6 protein-coding genes are annotated in these 23,274 nt (G+C 39.1%); 5 read left to right on the top strand and 1 reads right to left on the bottom strand.

Going from position 1 to position 23,274, the window contains the following annotated elements; genetic code table 11:
• Window positions 1-94 precede the first annotated feature (94 nt).
• Together MTT09_RS00190 and MTT09_RS00185 are read left to right on the top strand one after the other, a co-directional pair.
• Window positions 95-631, top strand: coding sequence for a hypothetical protein (locus MTT09_RS00190; protein WP_148824069.1), 537 nt, complete (start codon window positions 95-97; stop codon window positions 629-631).
• An 85-nt stretch (window positions 632-716) separates the two neighbouring features.
• Window positions 717-1,451, top strand: a complete 735-nt coding sequence (locus MTT09_RS00185; RefSeq protein ID WP_107929938.1) for a hydroxymethylpyrimidine/phosphomethylpyrimidine kinase — start codon at window positions 717-719, stop codon at window positions 1,449-1,451.
• 41 nt (window positions 1,452-1,492) lie between these two features.
• On the opposite strand, the gene ilvD is transcribed toward MTT09_RS00185, so the two are convergent.
• Window positions 1,493-3,166, bottom strand: coding sequence for a dihydroxy-acid dehydratase (gene ilvD / locus MTT09_RS00180; RefSeq protein ID WP_429801890.1), 1,674 nt, complete (start codon window positions 3,164-3,166; stop codon window positions 1,493-1,495).
• A gap of 276 nt (window positions 3,167-3,442) precedes the next feature.
• Here ilvD and MTT09_RS00175 point away from each other — a divergent pair, with 276 nt between their 5' ends.
• From MTT09_RS00175 to MTT09_RS00165, 3 genes are all read left to right on the top strand, one after another.
• Window positions 3,443-4,837: a hypothetical protein gene (locus MTT09_RS00175; RefSeq protein WP_429801889.1), complete on the top strand. Its 1,395-nt coding sequence runs from the start codon at window positions 3,443-3,445 to the stop codon at window positions 4,835-4,837.
• A gap of 159 nt (window positions 4,838-4,996) precedes the next feature.
• Window positions 4,997-9,247: a hypothetical protein gene (locus MTT09_RS00170; RefSeq protein ID WP_429801888.1), complete on the top strand. Its 4,251-nt coding sequence runs from the start codon at window positions 4,997-4,999 to the stop codon at window positions 9,245-9,247.
• A gap of 313 nt (window positions 9,248-9,560) precedes the next feature.
• A complete protein-coding gene (locus MTT09_RS00165) occupies window positions 9,561-23,246 on the top strand; it encodes a retention module-containing protein (RefSeq protein WP_429801887.1) in 13,686 nt (4,561 codons plus the stop codon).
• Window positions 23,247-23,274 lie beyond the last annotated feature (28 nt).

Genomic DNA, 23,274 nt, shown 5'->3' with positions numbered 1-23,274 from the left:
AAACGCCTTTAAAACCATCTTTGTACCAAAGTACAATATACAAATTTAATAAAAAATATTAGAATAAATCAAAAAATAAAAGTAAGGAATAAAGATGGCAGCTGTAGCCGGCAAGGTAAAAAGCGTCACATCTGATGTTGTAGCGATAGATAAAAACGACCGTGTAAGAGTTCTAAACGTAGATGATGAGGTTTATATCGGAGAGAGTATAAAGGGCGAGAGCCAAAGTGCAAGCGTGACTATCACTGCAACGGATGGCAGCGATATATCGCTAAATGGATATGACACGATATGGCTTGATAGTAGTGTGGTAAGTGCTGATACTAGCGCTGAAAATAGCATCGATACTGACGCACTTTTTAGAGCGCTTCTTGGAGAAAACTACGCTGAGATACTTGATCAGATGAATGAAAAAGTAGAAGATATGTTTGCAAAAACGCAGCCAAATGAGGCTGAAAATAGCTCAAATAGCCTTGAGGACAGTGAAAATTTAGCAGACAAACATAGCGCAAATGATGAGATTTTATCTGACTCAAATGAGCTAAAAGTAGATAACTCTTACGAGCATGCAAATTTTGACGCAACTACGATATATATCGAGATCGATAACGATCTAAATAAACTTTCATAAAATTTGAGCCTCTTGGCTCAAATTTCTTATCCTAAAAATTAACTAATATCTCTTATAATAAGCCAAAATTTACAAAAGGAAAACGATGAAGAAAATTTTAATCATCGCAGGCTCATGCAATAGCGGCACGGCAGGACTTCAGGCTGATATAAAGACATGTGCTAGGCTAAACTGCTATAGCGCAACGGCGGTCACTTCGCTAGTTGCTGAGACCACAGACGCGATAAAAAGCGTAGTTTGTCTTGAATCTAGCTTTGTTAAAGACCAGCTTAGCACGCTGGCGGAGGAATTTAGCTTTGATGCCATAAAGATCGGTATGCTCTTTAGCGAGGAGATAATGGACGTGGTGCATGAGTTTTTACTCACTCAAAAAGCAAAAGTCGTGCTTGATCCGGTCTGCGTTTCAAAGAGCGGCCACAAGCTCATAAAAGATAGCGCAGTAGAGAAGCTAAAAGAGCTAATGGCGCTTGCCACCGTCGCCACGCCAAATTTAGACGAGGCAAATGTCCTTTTTGGTGGAAATTTTAAAGATCTGCCTTGCGATATCATAGTGAAAAAGCGAGTGAGCGAGGGAAATAGCATAGATACGCTTTATAGAAAAGATGGCTTACTGCAAAATTTCAAAACGCCACTTGCTAGCCCGCTTGTGATGAGTGGGACTGGTTGCACTTTCTCAACAGCGCTTGCTTGCTACCTTGCAAAGGGCAAGAGCCTAGAGGAGGCCATAGGGCTTTCAAAAGAGTATATCTGCTCCATTATAAAAGAGAGTATCGACACAAAGTTAGGCAAAAACCGCCTTCTTTGGCACGGAGCAAAGTAAATTTAAGCCTAAAATTTAGGCTTAAATTTGATAGTTTTAGCTTACGCCTCTAGTATCGCGCCGTTGCTTGCGTTTGTGACTAGTTTTTGATACTGCCTTAGCCAGCGAGAAGTTAGTGCCTTATCGACTGGTTTAAATTTAGCCCTGCGCTCAGCGATCTCGACTTCGCTTAGGCGAACGTTGATCTCGTATTTATCGACGTCTATATCGATGATGTCGCCATCTCGTAGCAAGCCTATCATGCCGCCTTCAGCTGCTTCTGGGCTTACGTGGCCGATACTTAGACCTCTTGTCGCCCCGCTAAAGCGACCATCTGTGATGAGCGCTACGTCTGCGCCAAGTCCTCGCCCCATGATGAGCGAAGTAGGGCTTAGCATCTCTTGCATGCCTGGTCCCCCGCGTGGGCCTTCGTAGCGTATGACGACGACGTCACCTTTATCGACTTTGCCGCTAGAGATGCCAGCTATGGCTTCATCTTGTGAGTTAAAGCAGACCGCTTTGCCGCTAAATTTACGCTCGCCAACGATGCCAGCTGTCTTGATGACACAGCCTTGCTCAGCTAAATTTCCAAACAAAATGGCAAGTCCGCCAACCTGCGAGTAGGCATTTTCCACCTTGTGGATGACGCTTTCGTCTTTGATGTCGCTAGATTTTACGCGCTCGCCCAAAGTTTCGCCACTAACTGTTAGGTTGTCTAAATTTAGCATGCCGTTATCTCTGCGTGAAATTTCTTTTATCACCGCATTCATACCGCCAGCTCTGCCGACATCCTCCATGTGCACGTTTGGCAAGCTTGGGCTGATCTTAGCGATGTGAGCGATGTTTTGGCTGATTTTATTTAGCTCTTTTATCTCTAAATTTATGCCAGCTTCTCTTGAGATAGCTAGCATGTGAAGGACGGTGTTGCTGCTGCCACCCATCGCCATATCAACGACAAGTGCGTTGCGGATCGCCTTTTCATTTAGTATGTTTCTTATCTTAAATTTCTCATCAAGGGCGATCTGGCAAATTCTGCGAGCAGCCTGTCTGATGAGCTCTTCGCGCTCTGGAGTAAGTGCCAAGATAGTGCCGTTGCCAGGGAGAGCTATACCCATCGCTTCGCAAAGCGTGTTCATAGAATTTGCCGTAAACATACCGCTACAGCTGCCACCACTTGGACATGCGTTGCACTCGATATCTCTTAGCTCGGCCTCGTCTATCTCTTTGGTCTCAAATTTACCAACCGCCTCAAACGCAGTCGCAAGATCGATCGGTCTGCCATCTTTTGTGTGGCCTTTTCTCATAGGGCCGCCGCTTACAAAAATGGTTGGGACATTGACTCTTAAAGCGCCCATAACCATGCCAGGGACGATCTTGTCGCAGTTTGGCATACAAACAAGCGCGTCAAGGGCGTGAGCGTTCATCACTGTCTCAATAGAGTTTGCGATGATCTCACGGCTAGGCAAGCTATATAGCATGCCCTTATGCCCCATCGCGATGCCGTCATCGACGCCGATGCAGTTAAACTCAAACGGCACACAGCCATTTTTGCGAATTTCATCTTTTAAAATTTGTGCGTATTTGTTTAAGAAAAAGTGACCAGGGATAATCTCTATAAAGCTGTTTGCAACGCCGATAAATGGCTTATTAAAGTCCTCGTCTTTTAGCCCAGTCGCACGTAAAAGTGAGCGGTGTGGGGCTCTTGTGTAGCCTTTTTTGATAATATCGCTTCTCAAATTTGATCCTTTTTTTGAAATTTGAGAGGATTTTATCACATCTAAAGTATCAAAAATTTTAAAGCTTGACCGCGCATGGCAGCCAAGTAAAATTTAGTATTCATCAAAGAATTTTTGAATTTCTTTTGACCAAAAATTTTTGCTCTACTTTTAGAATTTTCTTAAAATGCCTATATATCGATGTTTTTTATTTGCAACTAATATAATTTATATTTCAATGTGATTTAAAAACGCTTATTAAAATCCAAAAGTCAATTTTTTTAAGAAAGGATTAATATGAGCGTAGAAGTAGCCGACAAAGAGGGGTTAAATTTAAGCGGTGGTGTGAGCCAAAATGACCCTCACGTGAGAATCATAGAGGAGATAAAGTCGCTTGAGATACTTGAGCCCAAGAATTTTCTTGCTGAGCTATACGGACGAAGGGTGGCAGATGCAAGGCCAAAAGCGCAGGATCAAATTTTAAACATCGCAGACGCAACCACGAGCGCAAACGATGTGCGTTTTGACAATGGCAACGACATAGTCGATATGACAAGATCTATCGTAAATGATGCCAAGATAGATGCAGGAGATGGCGACAACAAGCTAAGAATTCACGATAATATCGAGGTTAGAGGGCTGAGATTTGACGCTGGGGCTGGCAATGACGAGATAGAGATAAGAAACAACGTCGGCATAAAAGATCATACGCTTTTATACACAAATGACGGCGATGATAGCGTAAAAATTTATGGTGCGACGATGGAAAATGCTGCCATTCATACAGGTCTAGATAACGATGTCATAGATATCCAAAGATCTGAGATCAAAAATGGCGCTGATATAAGGCTTGGCGGAGGAAATGACACTATAAATACCGACTGGGTGGGCTTTTTTGGTGATACGAAAATTTCTCTTTCTAGCTTTACTAATCCAAACGAAGTAGATACGCTAAATATGGACAACACTATCTTTAACGGACACACTACTATCGAAGCGAATGATGGCGAAAAGACCACTATGAATATAAAAGTGTGCGGTGGAGACGGCGAGATAGATATAAAAGGCTCACACGCAAATTTGGACCACACGCCGCTTTTTGATATGAATTTTCTTGGGCCAAAATTTATGGGTGACGTTAAATTTGACGGCAGAAATAACAAGGTCAATATGCATATAGACGACTCAGAATTTCATGGTAAAAATAACGAATTTTACTTCTCAGATAATCAAAATGATACTTTAAATGTGACATCAGCTATCATAAAAAATTCTAAATTTTATCTAGGTGGCGGAGACGATACAGTTAGTTTAACTATGACAAGAACAGATATAGATAATAATACTCAAATATTTGGTGGCAAGGGCTATGATACTCTTGTACTTGATAATAATATCGACTTCTCAAAGGTCTCTGGCTTTGAAGAATTAAAAGTAACGAGCGGTGCTTATGTGACATTAAACGGCAATGATGTGGCTCATTTGAGTGACATTTTAGACAATGGCTCTAATGTAGTTAAATTTAGTGAAGCACATGGTACTGTAAAACTTAATGGCTTTAGCGAAACTAGCGGAGCAGAAAATGGCTACCATAGATATGAAAGTACTTATAATACGCACTTAGCAGACGGTAGTGATCGTCAAGGCACAGTCTATATAGATATAAAAGAAGACATTCACGTCGATCTTTAAATTTAGATCCCTTTTGGGATCTTGCTTACATTTATCAAAAATTTAATTTTTAAAACCCACTGCAGCAGCGTAATCTTAAGAATTAACATCATATTTACATTACTTTATATTTAAAAGAAATATTTATAATGTGTCAAATTGATTTTAAAGGAGGCAGCGATGGCTGTTAAAGTAGGTGTTATTAAAAACATTCTTGGCTCCAAGGAAGTAGTAGTTATAGACAAAAATGGCAACGAAAGAGTTGTTGTCGCGGGAGATAGTTTATACGAGGGCGACGTTGTTAAAGCAAATGGCGCAAAGGTAACTATCGCATCAAACGACGGCAAAGAGTTCGAGCTAAAAGATGGCGAAACTCTAAATTTAAATAACGACCTTAGCTCAGACAAAGAGGTAGCAGCTATACAAAAAGCCCTTTTAAAAGGTGAAAATTTAGCAAATCTCGAAGAGAGTGCCGCTGGAGGCAATAGCGGTGGCAGAGGCGGAGATGGCGTGAGCCTTGGCGAGACGAGGTTTGAGCATGGTGGTCATGAAAGCTCTGATGTATCAGCTAGCTTTAGATCACTTTCAGATACTTTTGGCGCTGTAAAACTAACTAACCAAGAGGTAAAAGGTGGCGGTAGTGATGTTTTTGATGGTTCAGATAGTGATATAAATTCTGCCATTGCACCTGTAGCCCCAGTTGAGCCATCACAACCAGAAAATCCAGCTCCAACTCCGCAGCCTAAACCAGAACCAAAGCCAGAGCCAAAACCTGAACCAACTCCGGAGCCACAGCCAGAGCCAAAACCTGAACCAAAGCCAGAACCAAAACCTGACGAGAGCAAAGATATAGTTAAAAACATCTCAGTTGAAAACAAGTCAGAATTTGGCTATGAAAAGAGCTCAGACGACAAATCATACCTAGAGTACAACCTAAAAGGCGAAGTAGCGGAGGCTGACGCTGATAAAAAGGTAGATGTGACGCTTAAATTTGGTGGAGAGGCAACTACTGGCAAAGACTATGAAAATGCAGAGTACTCACTAGATGGCGGTACAACTTGGCAAAAGCTAGATGATAGCTGCGTGATAAAAGATGTAAGAGCTGGCGATATAAATAAAGTAAGCGTTCGTGTTGAAGTAGCAAACGACCACGACCAAAATGAAGGCACACTTGATCCATCGGAGAAAATTTTCACAGATGCAGATAAGGGCGTAGAAAATAATGGCTACTTTAAAGAGAGCGTTTCATTAGAAGTTAGCATAGGAGATAACAAAGCCACAAAAAATAGCTATATTGTTGATAATGATCATAACATTACTATCACAAGCGAATTTCACAATGATAAATTCTTTGATGCTACGTTTAAAAATAATGGCAATAACACTTTAAATTTTGAAAATGCAACTATAAGCCGTGATGAGAATAAAAAGATACCTAGTGACATAGTTTTTGGTGATGGTGAGAAAAATAATGGAGTAGATATTATAAACTCAAATAACTCAAATTTAAACTGGCTAAATATCAAAACCCAAGGCGGAAATGACACCATTAATATAAATGGTGGAAGACACGAGAGACTTCACGTCGAAACTGGCGCAGACAACGACACTGTAAATTTAAACGGCGGAACTTACATAGGTACCAAACCTTATCAAAGTGGCTTCACGCTTGATAGCGGAAATGATGTGTTAAATTTAAATGGTACAAAAGATGATCATATAAAAATGACAGATATGTACCTAAGAACTGGCTCAGGCGAGAAAGATGAGATAAATATCAAATACGCTGATATCAACTCAACATATAAAAATTCAGCCAACCACATCGAAGCAGGCTCAAATAACAACACCGTAAATGTTGAAAACTCAACTTTAAAGGGCATCAACATAGGTACAGAGACCAACACAGGCACCGATGTAAATGGAAACCCACTAAATTTCGATCTAAATTTAAGATCATCTACCCTTGATGATGTAAATCTTAACACCAGCTACAAAACTCACGTAGTAGTCGATGGAAATACAAAGATAAATGGCAGCTACCCAGAAAATGCCACAAAGTGGAATTTCGCAGATACAGATGATACTTTAGAGCTAAGATCAGGCACATTAAACGATATGACGGTTAATCTTGGCAACGGCGAAGATAAAGTCGTCGTCTCAAAAGCTATGAAGCTTGATGGCTACACCATGATAAATGGTGGCACTAGCTACGAGACCGATACACTTGTGATCGATGGCAATGTTGATTTTAATAAATTTAAGAGCTTTGAAGAGCTACAAGTGACTGGCAACGAGAAGGTCAGCCTAAAGCTAGAAGATCTATATGATATGCTTGACATTAAAAATAGCGAAAGCAAACATATCTTGACAGTTACAGAGGCAGCTGGCGGAGTAGAGCTAGCAGGCTTTAAGCTTTCTGACTATGCAAGAGGTCTAAAAGAAGGCTTTACAAGATATGAGAGCGACTTTAATTTTCAGGAAAATGGCAGATCTTATACTATCAAAGGCTATATAGATGTAAAAGATGGTATCAATGTTGATCTTGGTGCTAAGCCAGAGCCTACGCCTGTTGAGCCAGTCGAGCCTGTAAATCCAGCTCCAGCCCCACAACCTGAGCCAAAACCAGAACCTAAACCAGAACCTAAACCAGAGCCAAAACCTGAACCACAGCCTGCGCCTAATCCAAATGGCAAAATAGTAAGCGATCTAAGAGTAGAGACCATAACTAAAGAAGTTTCTGAAAAACCAGGAAATGACTCATATCTAGAGTATGGTATAAGAGCCAATGTAGATAAAGCAAACGCCGATAAAATGTTAAAAGTTTTTTTTGGCTTTGGCGGAAAGGCAGATCATGGTAAAGACTATGATAATGTTGAGTACTCAATCGATGGTAAGAACTGGGAGCTGCTACCATTAAAAGATTATAGCGCCACTATAAATGTAAAAGCAGGTGATATAAATAACTTAAAAGTACGTGCAAGAGTGCTGGACGATGACAGATTAAATGAAGGCGTTTTCGATCCTACAAATAAAATTTATAAAAACGCAGAAGGCATTGAGGGTAATGGCGAATATAAAGAAAGCGTCACTTTAATTGTTGAAGTAGATGACACTATCACATCAGCAGATGAGTATATCGTGGATAACGACAGAGAAGTAACTATACCTATAGGCTATCATAGTACAAATCCTTTTGATATAGAATTTGCAGGTGATGGTAGAAATATACTAAAAATAAAATATGGTCATTCTATCCTTGGAAGCTTAGATCAAGAAGGAACTAACAAGATAAATTTTGGTGACGAAAAACTTAGCGGAAAAGACGAATTAAGTGCTGAATCTGTAAATTTAATAAAAACTGATATCAATACTTATGGTGGTGATGATGTTATTAATATACGTAGCTCTTATAATTTAAAAGAAGTAAATGTAGATATGGGTGCTGGCAATGATGTTTTAGGATTAAGCATTCTGGATAATTCTGTTGGCAAAATAGAAAATAGTAAATTTAAACTTGGTAGTGGTAGTAATACTGTAAATATCGGAGGTGCTGAACTAAAAGATGTGATCTTAGATATGTCATCAGATGACAAGGACGCGGTAAATACGATAAATTTTGATTTTGGTGATTATATGAACGTGATAGACAAACCTGTAAAATTTACTAGTACAACTCCAAAAGATGTTTATGATATCGATGTTTCATCTGCGCACAATACTTTAAATTTGGGTTGGGCATACCTTGATGGCGTAACTATAGGTTCAAATCGCTCTGAAAAGGGTACATTAGATATAAAAGGAGATATGGCTGACTTAAAGGGTGTAAATATCGAATCTGGAAACAACGAGACGCATATAGACATTGACTACGCACGTATAAATTATAGAGCGCCTGGTCAACCCGATCAAGAAGTTAAATCATCAGAGTGGAATTTAAGCCCTTATAATGATACTATCAAGATAGATGGCGGGTTTATAAATAAGCTAAAAGTAAATCTTGGAGCAGGCGATGATAATGTCTTTTTATCAATGAAAACAAACAACAGTAGTTTACAAATGGATGGTGGCGATGGCTATGATGTAGCTACAGTAGAAGCTAATATAGGAGGCTATAATAACAAATTTAAAGGTTTTGAAGAGCTAAGGATAACTGGCAATGAAGCTTATCGTATAGGTACGAGAAATGTATTTATAAATGATGTTTTGCAAGATGATAATAACCACACGATAGATGTCTATCTATCAAAGATCAGCCAGGCAAATGGTGGCGTAAAACTTTATGAAAAATATCATAAAGCTGATGGAGCAGAAGAGGGATATCAAAGGTATGAATTTAAAAATGAGAATTTTACCGATGATAACACAGGTGAAAAATATACTCAGACAATCCATGTAGATATAAAAAACGATATCCACGTCGATCTCTAAAATTTAGACCCTTTTTGGGTCTAAATTTCTTTCTATATAAATTTACAAATATCTTTTATAAATTCTATTATTCTTTTAAAATTTACTACGATCAAATAAAACATTTATAACTTAAAATATCATTAATCAATTCTTACTAGAAAATTAAAATTTATATAAGCGTCATAGAAATATCATCTATTAATTACAAAAAATTCTATAAATGTAACATATAATAAAATAATGTAACTATATTGTACCTAGGTACAATTTACAATTTCTCCTAATAGTTATAAAATAATGCCAAAATTAATTTAGCCCAAAAGGAATGAACATGGCAAAGAAATTAGGCACAATCAAGTCTATATCAGGTTCTGCTGAGGTTATCGCAGTAGATAAAAGTGGTAACCAAAGGGTACTAAAAGTTGGTGATAGCCTTTATGAAGGTGAGACGGTAAAAACAACTTCAGCTGATTCTAAGGTTGTGATAGCGACAAATAATGGAAAAGAGCTATCAATGATCGGCGAAGATACACTAAGTCTCGATCCAAAGGCAACTGCTGCTGATTCACAAGTAGCAGCACTTCAAAAAGCATTGTTAAATGGTGCAAATTTAGAAAATCTAGAAGAGACAGCAGCTGGCGGTACGAGCGGTGGCCGTGCTGGTGATGGCGTTAGTCTTGGTGAAACCAGATTTGAGCATGGTGGGCATTATTCAAATGTGAGCACTAGCACTAGTGCGATAAATTCATTGGGCGGTTTTGGTTTTGCTAGCCCAGAAACAGGCGTAAGAGGTGGCCTAGATAATGGCGGCACTGGTGGCGGCACAGGTTTTTACATCGACACTACAGCTCCAGTAGTAACTATAAATTCTATTAACCCAGTAGACACAAACGAAAAAGCAGATGGCAACCCAGACAAAGGAATTGTAACTGGTAAATCAGACGAGCCAAATGCTCCAGTAGTAGTAAAAGATAAAGATGGCAAAATAATTGGTACTGGCACAACTGATGACAAAGGAAATTTCGAAGTTCCAACTGATGCAATCAAACCAGGTGATAAAGTAACTGTAGAAGTAACTGATAAAGCTGGCAACACAGGTAAAGGTGATGGCACAGCTGGTAATACAGTTTACACAGATACAACTCCTCCAACAGTTGAAGACGTTAAAGTAACTCCAGTAGACACAAACGAAAAAGCAGATGGCAACCCAGACAAAGGAATTGTAACTGGTAAATCAGACGAGCCAAATGCTCCAGTAGTAGTAAAAGATAAAGATGGCAAAATAATTGGTACTGGCACAACTGATGACAAAGGAAATTTCGAAGTTCCAACTGATGCAATCAAACCAGGTGATAAAGTAACTGTAGAAGTAACTGATAAAGCTGGCAACACAGGTAAAGGTGATGGCACAGCTGGTAATACAGTTTACACAGATACAACTCCTCCATCTGAGCCAACAATCACATTTGTTGAAGATACTAATCCAAAAGATGGCAAGCTAAATAAAGCTGAAAACGGTAGCGATAGTGATAACGCTAATACAACAGCTAAAATTTCTATCCCAGCAGATGCAGTAGTAAATGATGTGATCAAATACACTGTAAATGGTGAAGAAAAATCACACCCTATAACTGAAGCTGATAAAGCAAAAGGACACATAGAAGTTAAAGTACCAGTAGTTGACGGACAAACTTCAACTATCACAGCTAAGATCGTTGATCAAGCAGGTAATGCTAGCAAAGAAGTATCTGGTAGCGTAGATGTGGATCTAACTATCGGCAATCCAAAAGTTAGATTTTTAGAAGATACAGATAATAACGGCGTTCTAAGCGTTGCTGAAGTGGCTGCTATAAAAGACGGCAAAGCTCACTGGGTAATAGATATCCCAACAGACGGTAGCATAAAAGCTGGTGATGTGATCCAGTCAATCGACAGCAAAGGTAATTGGGTTAAATTTGTTACTATCACTGATGAGATGATCAAAGATGGTAGATTTGAAGCTACATTTAATGTCGATATAGAAAAACTAAGAAATGGCAAATATGAGACTCCAGAGTATAGATTTGCTGATGATGCCGGCAACATTAGTGACTCATCAAAAGCTACACTTACACTTGATTCAGAACTAACTCGCCAACCAAGCAACCCATCTATCAAATTCCCAGAAGATAAAGACGGTGACCACAAAATCTCTGATAAAGAGAACAAAGAAGGTGATAATGATGCTGGTAAAACAACAGCTGAAGTCATCATTCCAAAAGATGGCAGCGTAAAACCAGGTGATAAGCTAATAGTTACTGATGACAAAGGTAAGGAGACTGTAAGACCAATCGAGCAAAGCGATATCGATAAGGGTAAAATAGATGTTCCAGTTGATCTAAACCCAGGTAAAGACAATACTATAATAGCTGAGATAGTTAACCCTAACAATCCTGACAAACCAGGCAAAGGTAAAGGTGTAATAGGTGAGAATAGTGAAGCTACTAAAGCTCCAGAAGCTCCAGTTATCACTGATGTTATCGATGATGTCAAGGGTGGTAAATTTAACGAAGACGTTAAAGGTGGCTTAACAAACGATAACACTCCAACTATCAAAGGTACAGCAAAAGCTGGATCAACAGTTATAATCTACGACAATGGTGTTGAGATCGGTAGGATAGAGAATGCAAATGCTAACTGGGAATTTACAACACCAGTTCTTAAAGAGCAAGGTAAACATAAATTTACAGCTATAGCTAAGAACGAATTTGGTGAGAGTGGTTCAAGTAATGAGGCAACAATTGAGCTTGATACAATAGCTCCAGTTATCAAAGAGGTTACAATAACTCCGATCGATACTGCTGCTAAAGCCGATGATACAGCAGAAGCAACTCTTATAGTAGGTGTTACAGATACTCCTCATGCTACCGTCATAGCTAAAGATAAAGATGGAAATTTCTTGGGTAGAGCCGACGCTAATGATAAAGGTGGCTTTGTTATAGACGCCAAACCTGTTAATCCTGGCGATAAAGTGGTCTTTGAAGTGACAGATAAAGCTGGCAATACTAGTGAAAGCGAATTTAAAGCTGGTGATTTAGCTCATCCAAATGATCATACAGCTCCAAAAGTAGATATCGAGACTGTAACTCCAGTAGATGAGACCAAACCATCAGATGGTACTCCAGATAAAGGTATCGTAAAAGGTAAATCAGACGAGCCAAATGCTCCAGTAGTTGTTACTGATGAAAATGGTAAAACAATAGGCACTGGCACAACTGATGATAAAGGAAATTTCGAAGTTACAACTGATCCAATCAAACCAGGTGATAAAGTAACCGTAGAAGTAACTGATAAAGCTGGTAACAAAGGTAAAGATACTGAAACTGCTGGCGATACGGATATCATTCATAAAGATCTTCCAGAAGTTCCAGTAATCAATGAAGTAATCGATAATGTTAAGGGCTATGGAGAAGATACTAAAGTGGGCAATATTCTTGATGTTGAAGGTCATTTAACAAATGATAAAACTCCAACCATCAAAGGAACAGCAAAAGCTGGATCAACAGTTGTAATCTATGATAATGGTGTTGAGATCGGCAAAATAGAAAATGCAGATGCTAACTGGGAATTTACAACTTCAGAACTTACTAAACAAGGCGAGCATAAATTTACAGCAATTGCTGAGAATAAATTTGGTAAGAGCACACCAAGCAATGAAGCTACAATCGATCTAGATTCAATCGCTCCAAAACTTGATAACGTTAAAATCACTCCTATTGATACTAATAGCAGAGCTGATGATACAGCAGAAATAACTATGGGAACAGGTCATACAGATACTCCAAATGCTGAGATATTATTTAGAGATGGAGACAACAACATTATAGGAAAAGGTCACGCTAACAGTTCAGGTGACTTCGCAATTCAACTAGATAAAGCTGTTCAGCCAGGTACTCCAGTATTTGTTCAAGCAATAGATAAAGCTGGTAACGCAGGTACAGATATGGCTGTAGCTGGCAATATAGAGCATCCAAATGATCATACTCCTCCATCTGAGCCAACAATCACATTTGTTGAAGATACTAATCCAAAAGATGGCAAGCTAAATAAAGCTGAAAACGGTAGCGATAGTGATAACGCTAATACAACAGCTAAAATTTCTATCCCAGCAGATGCAGTAGTAAATGATGTGATCAAATACACTGTAAATGGTGAAGAAAAATCACACCCTATAACTGAAGCTGATAAAGCAAAAGGACACATAGAAGTTAAAGTACCAGTAGTTGACGGACAAACTTCAACTATCACAGCTAAGATCGTTGATCAAGCAGGTAATGCTAGCAAAGAAGTATCTGGTAGCGTAGATGTGGATCTAACTATCGGCAATCCAAAAGTTAGATTTTTAGAAGATACAGATAATAACGGCGTTCTAAGCGTTGCTGAAGTGGCTGCTATAAAAGACGGCAAAGCTCACTGGGTAATAGATATCCCAACAGACGGTAGCATAAAAGCTGGTGATGTGATCCAGTCAATCGACAGCAAAGGTAATTGGGTTAAATTTGTTACTATCACTGATGAGATGATCAAAGATGGTAGATTTGAAGCTACATTTAATGTCGATATAGAAAAACTAAGAAATGGCAAATATGAGACTCCAGAGTATAGATTTGCTGATGATGCCGGCAACATTAGTGACTCATCAAAAGCTACACTTACACTTGATGGCGAATTCTCAAGAACACCAGGCTCACCACTAGATATTAACTTCAAAGAAGATACTAATAAAGATGGCAAAATATCTAACAAGGAGAACCAAGACGGTGATAAAGAAGTTGGTAAAACAACAGCTGAAGTCATCATTCCAAAAGATGGCAGCGTAAAACCAGGCGACAAACTTATCGTTAAAGACAACAGCGGCAAGCCAAAAGAGCACGTGATCACAGACGAAGATATTGCAAAAGGTAAGGTTGAAGTTACAGTTGATATTAAAACAGGAGATAAGACAACTATAACAGCCGAGATTGTCAATCCAAACAATCCAAGCAAGCCAAGCGAAGAAATTTCAAAAGATATCACTGAGGCTTCTTCTACTGTCCAAGTAACAATCGACGAAATTTATGATGACGTAGCTGGTGGTGTAGTAAATGGTGATGTTAAAAATGGTCTAACAAACGATAACCTACCAACATTCAAAGGTAGTGCAGCTCCTGGTGCAACAGTAGAAATTTATGAGAGCTTCTTAACAACTACAGAAAAAACTCTAGTTGGTAAAATAGTAGCTGACGCTAATGGCAAATGGAGCTTTACTCCAACTGAAGCTATGGGTGATGGCCTACACTACTTCGAAGCACATGCTACAGATAGTGCAGGTAATAAATCAATCACACCTAAGGTTGAACTAGATGTAGATGCAACAGCTCCAAGTGTTGAAAACCTAAAAGTAAGCCCACTAGATATTAGCAACCCAGCTGACAACACTCCAGAAAAAGGTAGAGTAGAGGGTAGCTCTGATACACAAGATGCTAAGGTTATTGTTAAAGATGAAGCTGGTAATGTAATTGGTGAAGGTAAAGTAGGTGGAGATGGCAAATTTGCTATAGATACTACTAAAGCACTAAACCCAGGCGATAAAGTAAAAGTAGAGATCACTGATGAAGCTGGCAACACAGGTAAAGGTAGTGCAGTAACAGGTAATGATATCATCCATACTCATGCTACAACTCAAGTAACAATCGACGAAATTTATGATGACGTAGCTGGTGGTGTAGTAAATGGTGATGTTAAAAATGGTCTAACAAACGATAACCTACCAACATTCAAAGGTAGTGCAGCTCCTGGTGCAACAGTAGAAATTTATGAGAGCTTCTTAACAACTACAGAAAAAACTCTAGTTGGTAAAATAGTAGCTGACGCTAATGGCAAATGGAGCTTTACTCCAACTGAAGCTATGGGTGATGGCCTACACTACTTCGAAGCACATGCTACAGATAGTGCAGGTAATAAATCAATCACACCTAAGGTTGAACTAGATGTAGATGCAACAGCTCCAAGTGTTGAAAACCTAAAAGTAAGCCCACTAGATATTAGCAACCCAGCTGACAACACTCCAGAAAAAGGTAGAGTAGAGGGTAGCTCTGATACACAAGATGCTAAGGTTATTGTTAAAGATGAAGCTGGTAATGTAATTGGTGAAGGTAAAGTAGGTGGAGATGGCAAATTTGCTATAGATACTACTAAAGCACTAAACCCAGGCGATAAAGTAAAAGTAGAGATCACTGATGAAGCTGGCAACACAGGTAAAGGTAGTGCAGTAACAGGTAATGATATCATCCATACTCATGCTACAACTCAAGTAACAATCGACGAAATTTATGATGACGTAGCTGGTGGTGTAGTAAATGGTGATGTTAAAAATGGTCTAACAAACGATAACCTACCAACATTCAAAGGTAGTGCAGCTCCTGGTGCAACAGTAGAAATTTATGAGAGCTTCTTAACAACTACAGAAAAAACTCTAGTTGGTAAAATAGTAGCTGACGCTAATGGCAAATGGAGCTTTACTCCAACTGAAGCTATGGGTGATGGCCTACACTACTTCGAAGCACATGCTACAGATAGTGCAGGTAATAAATCAATCACACCTAAGGTTGAACTAGATGTAGATGCAACAGCTCCAAGTGTTGAAAACCTAAAAGTAAGCCCACTAGATATTAGCAACCCAGCTGACAACACTCCAGAAAAAGGTAGAGTAGAGGGTAGCTCTGATACACAAGATGCTAAGGTTATTGTTAAAGATGAAGCTGGTAATGTAATTGGTGAAGGTAAAGTAGGTGGAGATGGCAAATTTGCTATAGATACTACTAAAGCACTAAACCCAGGCGATAAAGTAAAAGTAGAGATCACTGATGAAGCTGGCAACACAGGTAAAGGTAGTGCAGTAACAGGTAATGATATCATCCATACTCATGCTACAACTCAAGTAACAATCGACGAAATTTATGATGACGTAGCTGGTGGTGTAGTAAATGGTGATGTTAAAAATGGTCTAACAAACGATAACCTACCAACATTCAAAGGTAGTGCAGCTCCTGGTGCAACAGTAGAAATTTATGAGAGCTTCTTAACAACTACAGAAAAAACTCTAGTTGGTAAAATAGTAGCTGACGCTAATGGCAAATGGAGCTTTACTCCAACTGAAGCTATGGGTGATGGCCTACACTACTTCGAAGCACATGCTACAGATAGTGCAGGTAATAAATCAATCACACCTAAGGTTGAACTAGATGTAGATGCAACAGCTCCAAGTGTTGAAAACCTAAAAGTAAGCCCACTAGATATTAGCAACCCAGCTGACAACACTCCAGAAAAAGGTAGAGTAGAGGGTAGCTCTGATACACAAGATGCTAAGGTTATTGTTAAAGATGAAGCTGGTAATGTAATTGGTGAAGGTAAAGTAGGTGGAGATGGCAAATTTGCTATAGATACTACTAAAGCACTAAACCCAGGCGATAAAGTAAAAGTAGAGATCACTGATGAAGCTGGCAACACAGGTAAAGGTAGTGCAGTAACAGGTAATGATATCATCCATACTCATGCTACAACTCAAGTAACAATCGACGAAATTTATGATGACGTAGCTGGTGGTGTAGTAAATGGTGATGTTAAAAATGGTCTAACAAACGATAACCTACCAACATTCAAAGGTAGTGCAGCTCCTGGTGCAACAGTAGAAATTTATGAGAGCTTCTTAACAACTACAGAAAAAACTCTAGTTGGTAAAATAGTAGCTGACGCTAATGGCAAATGGAGCTTTACTCCAACTGAAGCTATGGGTGATGGCCTACACTACTTCGAAGCACATGCTACAGATAGTGCAGGTAATAAATCAATCACACCTAAGGTTGAACTAGATGTAGATGCAACAGCTAATGCTCCAGTAATAAATGCTGTAAATGACGATGTAGATAGCCACACTGGCAACGTTTTAGACGCTAAAACAAAAGTTGCTCTAACAAACGACAGCACACCAACTCTTGAGGGATATGCTGAGCCTAACTCGGTAGTAACTATATATGAAATTAGTGAACTAAGTGGCGATAAGAGAGCTATAGGAACTACTACAGCTGATAAGCATGGTGGTTGGAAATTTGAACTACCTCAACTAGAAGATGGCGAGTATCAATACACTACAAGAATACAAGATAAGGCTGGAAATATCTCAGACTTCTCAGAAACAGTGGTAGTTAATGTTGACCTAGTAGCTCCGTCTGAGCCAACAATCATATTTATTGAAGATATCAATAAAAAAGATGGCAAGCTAAATAAAGCAGAGAACGGCAAAGATGGTGACAATGCTAGCACAACAGCTCAAATTTCTGTTCCAGGCGATGCTGAAGAAAATGATGTGATCCACTACACTGTAAATGGTGAGGAAAAAACACATACTATAACTTACAATGACAGAGTAGCTGGCTACATAGAAGTTAAAGTTCCAGTAGTTGATGGTAAGACTTCAACAGTAACAGCTAAGATAGTTGATCAAGCAGGTAATTCTAGTGAAATAGTAAAAGAGAGCATAAGCTCAGACTTTACAGCTCCTAATGTCCAGATCACAGGTATTATTGACAACGTACCAGGCGGTACATACAAAGACAACGTTGCAGGCACTTCGACAAATGATAACAAGCCAACTATCAAAGGTACAACTGATGCAAATCAAGAAGTGGTTATCTATGATACTGATAAAGAGATAGGTAGAGTTAAAGCTGATAAAGATGGTAACTGGGAATTTAAGCCAATCGACTATAAAGAGCCACTAGCAGATCTTGTTGGCCGTGTTCACATCATAAAAGCTGTGGTTACAGATGCGGCTGGCAACTCTAGTGAAGCAACTTCTGCACTAGAAGTTGATACAACTGTTGGTACACCAAAAGTTAAATTTAAAGAAGATTTAAATAGCAATGAGGTCCTAAGCGTAGAAGAGGCAAAAGCCTTAACAGATGGCAAACTTCACTGGATTGTTGAGATCCCAACTGACGGCGTTATCGTAAAAGCTGGTGATATACTACAAGTATACGGACAAGATGGTAAGTGGAAAAATGCTACATTTATAACCAAAGAGGATATCGCTAAAGGTTCTGTTGAGAGAGACGGCTTTGTTATGGATCTACCAAAAGGCAATGGAGCACAAAGTCCAGCTTATAGGATAGTAGATATAGTTGGCAATGAAAGCGAGGGTAATTTTGCAAACTTGGTATATGACAAAGAACTAACTCGCCAACCAAGCAACCCATCTATCAAATTCCCAGAAGATAAAGACGGTGACCACAAAATCTCTGATAAAGAGAACAAAGAAGGTGATAATGATGCTGGTAAAACAACAGCTGAAGTCATCATTCCAAAAGATGGCAGCGTAAAACCAGGTGATAAGCTAATAGTTACTGATGACAAAGGTAAGGAGACTGTAAGACCAATCGAGCAAAGCGATATCGATAAGGGTAAAATAGATGTTCCAGTTGATCTAAACCCAGGTAAAGACAATACTATAATAGCTGAGATAGTTAACCCTAACAATCCTGACAAACCAGGCAAAGGTAAAGGTGTAATAGGTGAGAATAGTGAAGCTACTAAAGCTCCAGAAGCTCCAGTTATCACTGATGTTATCGATGATGTCAAGGGTGGTAAATTTAACGAAGACGTTAAAGGTGGCTTAACAAACGATAACACTCCAACTATCAAAGGTACAGCAAAAGCTGGATCAACAGTTATAATCTACGACAATGGTGTTGAGATCGGTAGGATAGAGAATGCAAATGCTAACTGGGAATTTACAACACCAGTTCTTAAAGAGCAAGGTAAACATAAATTTACAGCTATAGCTAAGAACGAATTTGGTGAGAGTGGTTCAAGTAATGAGGCAACAATTGAGCTTGATACAATAGCTCCAAGTGTAGAGAATGTTAAAGCAACTCCAATAGATATGAGCAACCCAGCTGATAGTACACCAGAAAAAGGTAGAGTAGAGGGTAGCTCTGATACACCAGGTGCTATAGTTGTTATCAAAGATCAAGCTGGCAAAGAAATAATAGGTAGCGGTAAAGTAGGTAACGATGGTAAATTTAGTATAGAAACTACTAGGCCAATCAATACAGGCGATAAAGTTACAGTAGAGATCACTGATAAAGCTGGCAACACTGGTAAAGGTGAAGCTGAAGCCGGCAGTGTAAAACACGAAGGTGATAGTGCAGCTCCTTGCGATCCAACAATCACATTTGTTGAAGATATCAATCCAGAAGATGGAAAACTAAACAAAGTTGAAAACAGCAAAGATGGTGATAATGCTAGCACAAAAGCTAGAATTTCATTCTTGCCAGATGTAGTTGAAGGCGATGTGATCAAATACACTATTAACAATGGCAAAGAGCAAAACCACACTGTAACTGCAGATGACGTAAAAGCTGGCTACATAGAAGTTAAAGTACCAGTAGTTGACGGACAAACTTCAACTATCACAGCTAAGATCGTTGATCAAGCAAATAATGAAAGTGAAGCAGTAACTAACAGTATAGATGTGGATCTAACAGCGTCAGATGCTCCAGTTATTACTCAAGTAACTGATAATCAGTATGGCGGAATCCAAGATGGCAAAAACGTTCTTGGCATTGACGATGGCTTAACAAACGACAGTACGCCTACATTTAAAGGTACAGCTGAGCCTGGTGCAACAATCGTTCTTAAAAATGGTAACGATATTATTAGTAAAGACATAATTATAAAAGCTGACGCTAATGGCAACTGGGAATTTACACCAAAAACTGCACTTGCTGATGGTGAGTATAATGTAACAGCTATAGCAACAGATAAAGCTGGCAATGTTAGCGATCCATCAAATGTTGCAACGATTAACATTGACACCAACTGCCCTAAACCTGTTATTACTGAGATTGTAGATAATACGGCCGGTGGTGTAGTAAATGGTGATGTTAAAAATGGCCTAACAAATGATAGCACTCCAACACTAAAAGGTACAGCTGAGCCTGGTTCAACTGTTAAAGTTTGGATAGATGGTTTAACTAAAGCTTCTCTTGTTAATGGTGAAGTTATTTATGATTGGACTACAACTACCAAAGGAGATGGTACTTGGGAATTTGTACTTCCAAAACTAGAAGATGGTCGTCATTTATTTGTTGTTAAAGCAACCGATAAAGCAGGCACAAATAGCCCAGATTCTGATACTGTTGGTGTAACTGTTGATACTACTGCAGGAGCTCCAAAAGTAATGATCACAGCTGATAAAGATGATAACAGCATCTTGACAGCCACTGAAGCTTCTGCTCTAACTGATGGCAAATTAAAATGGGTTATCAAGCTACCAGAGGATGCAAAAGAAGGCGATAGAATCGAAGTGACTAATAGCCATAGAGAGTGGGTGACTATATTAACCCTAAGCGCTGCTGACATAGCTAAAGGTGAAGTTGCAAGAGATGATTTTAGTGCGAATTTTGTAAAAAGCAAACCTGGCTTCGAAACTCCATCTTATAGGATAGTAGATCAAGCTGGTAATGTCAGTGCAGAACATTGGGATACAGTTAAATTTGACAAGACCACTCCTAAAGCACCAGTTATCAAAGAAGTTATAGATGACCATAAAGGCTATGATGATGATACTAGAGTAGGTGACGTGCTTAAAGTGGAAGGTGGTCTAACAAATGACAATACCCCAACTATCAAAGGTACAGCTGAGGCTGGCATAAAAGTTGATATTTACGATAACGGCAAGTGGATCGGAGATGCCAAAGCTGACGCTAATGGCAACTGGAACTTTACACCAAGCACAAGTGCAGCACTACCAGATGGCAAACATAGCATTACTGCAGTAGCTGAAAATGCCCTAGGAGTAAAAAGTGCACCTAGCAATGCAGCTAATATAGATGTCGATACTGTAACGCCGAAACCAACTATAGATAAGATCACTGATAACGTAGAAGGTGGTGTATATCATGGTGATGTTAAAGGTGGCTTAACAAATGACAATAGACCAGTATTTGAAGGTAGTGCTGAAAAAGGTGCATTTATTGAGCTTTTCGATAATGACAAAGTAATAGGCACAACCAAAGCTGGTGAAGATGGCAAATGGACAATACAGCCAAAAGAGCCAATGGCTGATGGCAAGCATAATATGGTCGTACAAGCAACTGACCTAGCTGGAAACAGAAGTAGATCCGACCAAACATCTTCAGATGTAGACACAACCCCTGGCGTTGTCAAGATCACAGCAGTTTGTGACGATGTGGCTGGCTATAACGGTAAAGTAGGAAATATCCTTGGTGTAAATAATGGCCTAACAGACGATAGTACACCAACTATCAAAGGTACAGCAAAACCTGGTGTAACTATAACAATTAAAGATGGTGACAAGGTTGTTGATGGAGATATCAAATATAATGGTGATGGTTCTTGGGAATTTACACCAAAAACTCCACTTGCTGAGGGTAAACATGAGCTAACCGCAATAGCTACAAGCAAGACCGGTGTAGTAAGCAACCCTTCAAATGTGGCAGCTATAGATGTTGATACTAAGATAGCAGATGCGAAAGTTGAATTCATCGAAGATACAAATAACGATGGTAAATTTAGCTGGAAAGAAAATATAGAAAATACTCACACAGGACGTCTATCATGGAAGGCTCTTATACCAGATGATGGTAGCATAAAAGCTGGTGATATATTCCACTATAAATGGGATGAAACAGGCTGGCATGAGCGCGCTATAAGTCAAGCTGAAATTGATAGAGGCTACATTGGTGAGATGAAAAATAACCAAATTGACAAAGATCAGCCGGATGCTGGTAAGCCTATGCCTTATGGTAAAAATGCAAACGGAAGCGTTTATGTTGCTGAAGCATACTTTAGCGATGCAGCTGGCAATCAAGGCAAAGTAGGTAGTGATAAAGTAGTATTTGACTTTAGTGATTCTGAAAGCGGTGCTAAAACTGTTAATGTTAAGATTACTTCAATAGATGATAATGTGCCTGGTTGGAATGGCAAAACTGGAAATATTATCACAAATGAAGCTGCGCATATTGCAGGCTTGACAAATGATAACACTCCAACCATAAGTGGAACAACAGAGGCTGGTGCTATTGTAAAAGTGTCTATAGTTAATAGTAAAACACATAAAGTTTGGGAGAGCGATGTTAAAGCTAATGAAAACGGCGAGTGGAGCATTACAACTGGAAATATCGCAGATGGTAAGTACTCTGTTGTAGCAGTGGCTACTGATAAGTCAGGTGTTGCATCAAGCCCATATACTGTTTCAGGTCTTGAGATAGATACAACAGTAGCAAAACCAAATATTTGGGTGGCTGAAGATAGAAATCATGACGGATTTTACGATAATGCTGAATATTATAATCCTGCAAATGGAAAAGGTGATATAACATTTGTTGTTGAAGTTCCAAAAGATGGTTCTGTAAAAGTTGGTGATACATTCCATTATACGCTCAATACCGACTATAAAGGATGGAGTAGTATAAATGGACATGGAGAAAATATAACAATAAGTCAAGCCGATATAGACAATGGAAGCTTTAGTCGTGTAGTCACTCTTTGCAAGGATAATCAACACTTTGATTTGCGTCATGATGGAGCTACTGTATCAATGAAAGGTCAGTTCAAAGATCTAGCTGGTAATGCACTTGCTGATGAAACATCAGTAAAATTTGACTTAACTAAAGTCCACAGCGGTAAAGTAAGAAGCACTAGAAGCTTGCCAGATGATATCTTAGACAATGATAGTGTTGATCTAAGCAATGCTGCTCGTATAAATGAGCCAAAAGCTGAGCTAAATGTTCTAAATAACAATAAAATAGGTGTTAGCGCAAACGATCTTTTAGAAACACCAAAAGATCATATCATGAATGAAGGTAAGTCAGAGGCTAAACCTTCTTATGCTACTGCAAGCTCACATGCTGGCGAAGAAAATATAGCTACAACTCATCCTATCCAAATCGAAGAGAAAGTAGAAAGCCACTTCTAATTTCTTATAAGCAGGGCGGACAAAGTCT

Origin of the sequence: Campylobacter concisus, from assembly GCF_050447505.1 — a bacterium.
Classification (GTDB): domain Bacteria; phylum Campylobacterota; class Campylobacteria; order Campylobacterales; family Campylobacteraceae; genus Campylobacter_A; species Campylobacter_A concisus_BP.
Note: the sequence above shows the minus strand (reverse complement) of the source record. Positions and strands in the feature narration are given on the sequence as shown.

What these genes read in the sequence shown, in the direction of transcription:
- MTT09_RS00190 (WP_148824069.1), top strand. Translation starts at nt 95, where the DNA reads ATGGCAGCTGTAGCCGGCAAGGTAAAAAGCGTCACATCTGATGTTGTA.
- MTT09_RS00185 (WP_107929938.1), top strand. Translation starts at nt 717, where the DNA reads ATGAAGAAAATTTTAATCATCGCAGGCTCATGCAATAGCGGCACGGCA.
- MTT09_RS00175 (WP_429801889.1), top strand. Translation starts at nt 3,443, where the DNA reads ATGAGCGTAGAAGTAGCCGACAAAGAGGGGTTAAATTTAAGCGGTGGT.
- MTT09_RS00170 (WP_429801888.1), top strand. Translation starts at nt 4,997, where the DNA reads ATGGCTGTTAAAGTAGGTGTTATTAAAAACATTCTTGGCTCCAAGGAA.
- MTT09_RS00165 (WP_429801887.1), top strand. Translation starts at nt 9,561, where the DNA reads ATGGCAAAGAAATTAGGCACAATCAAGTCTATATCAGGTTCTGCTGAG.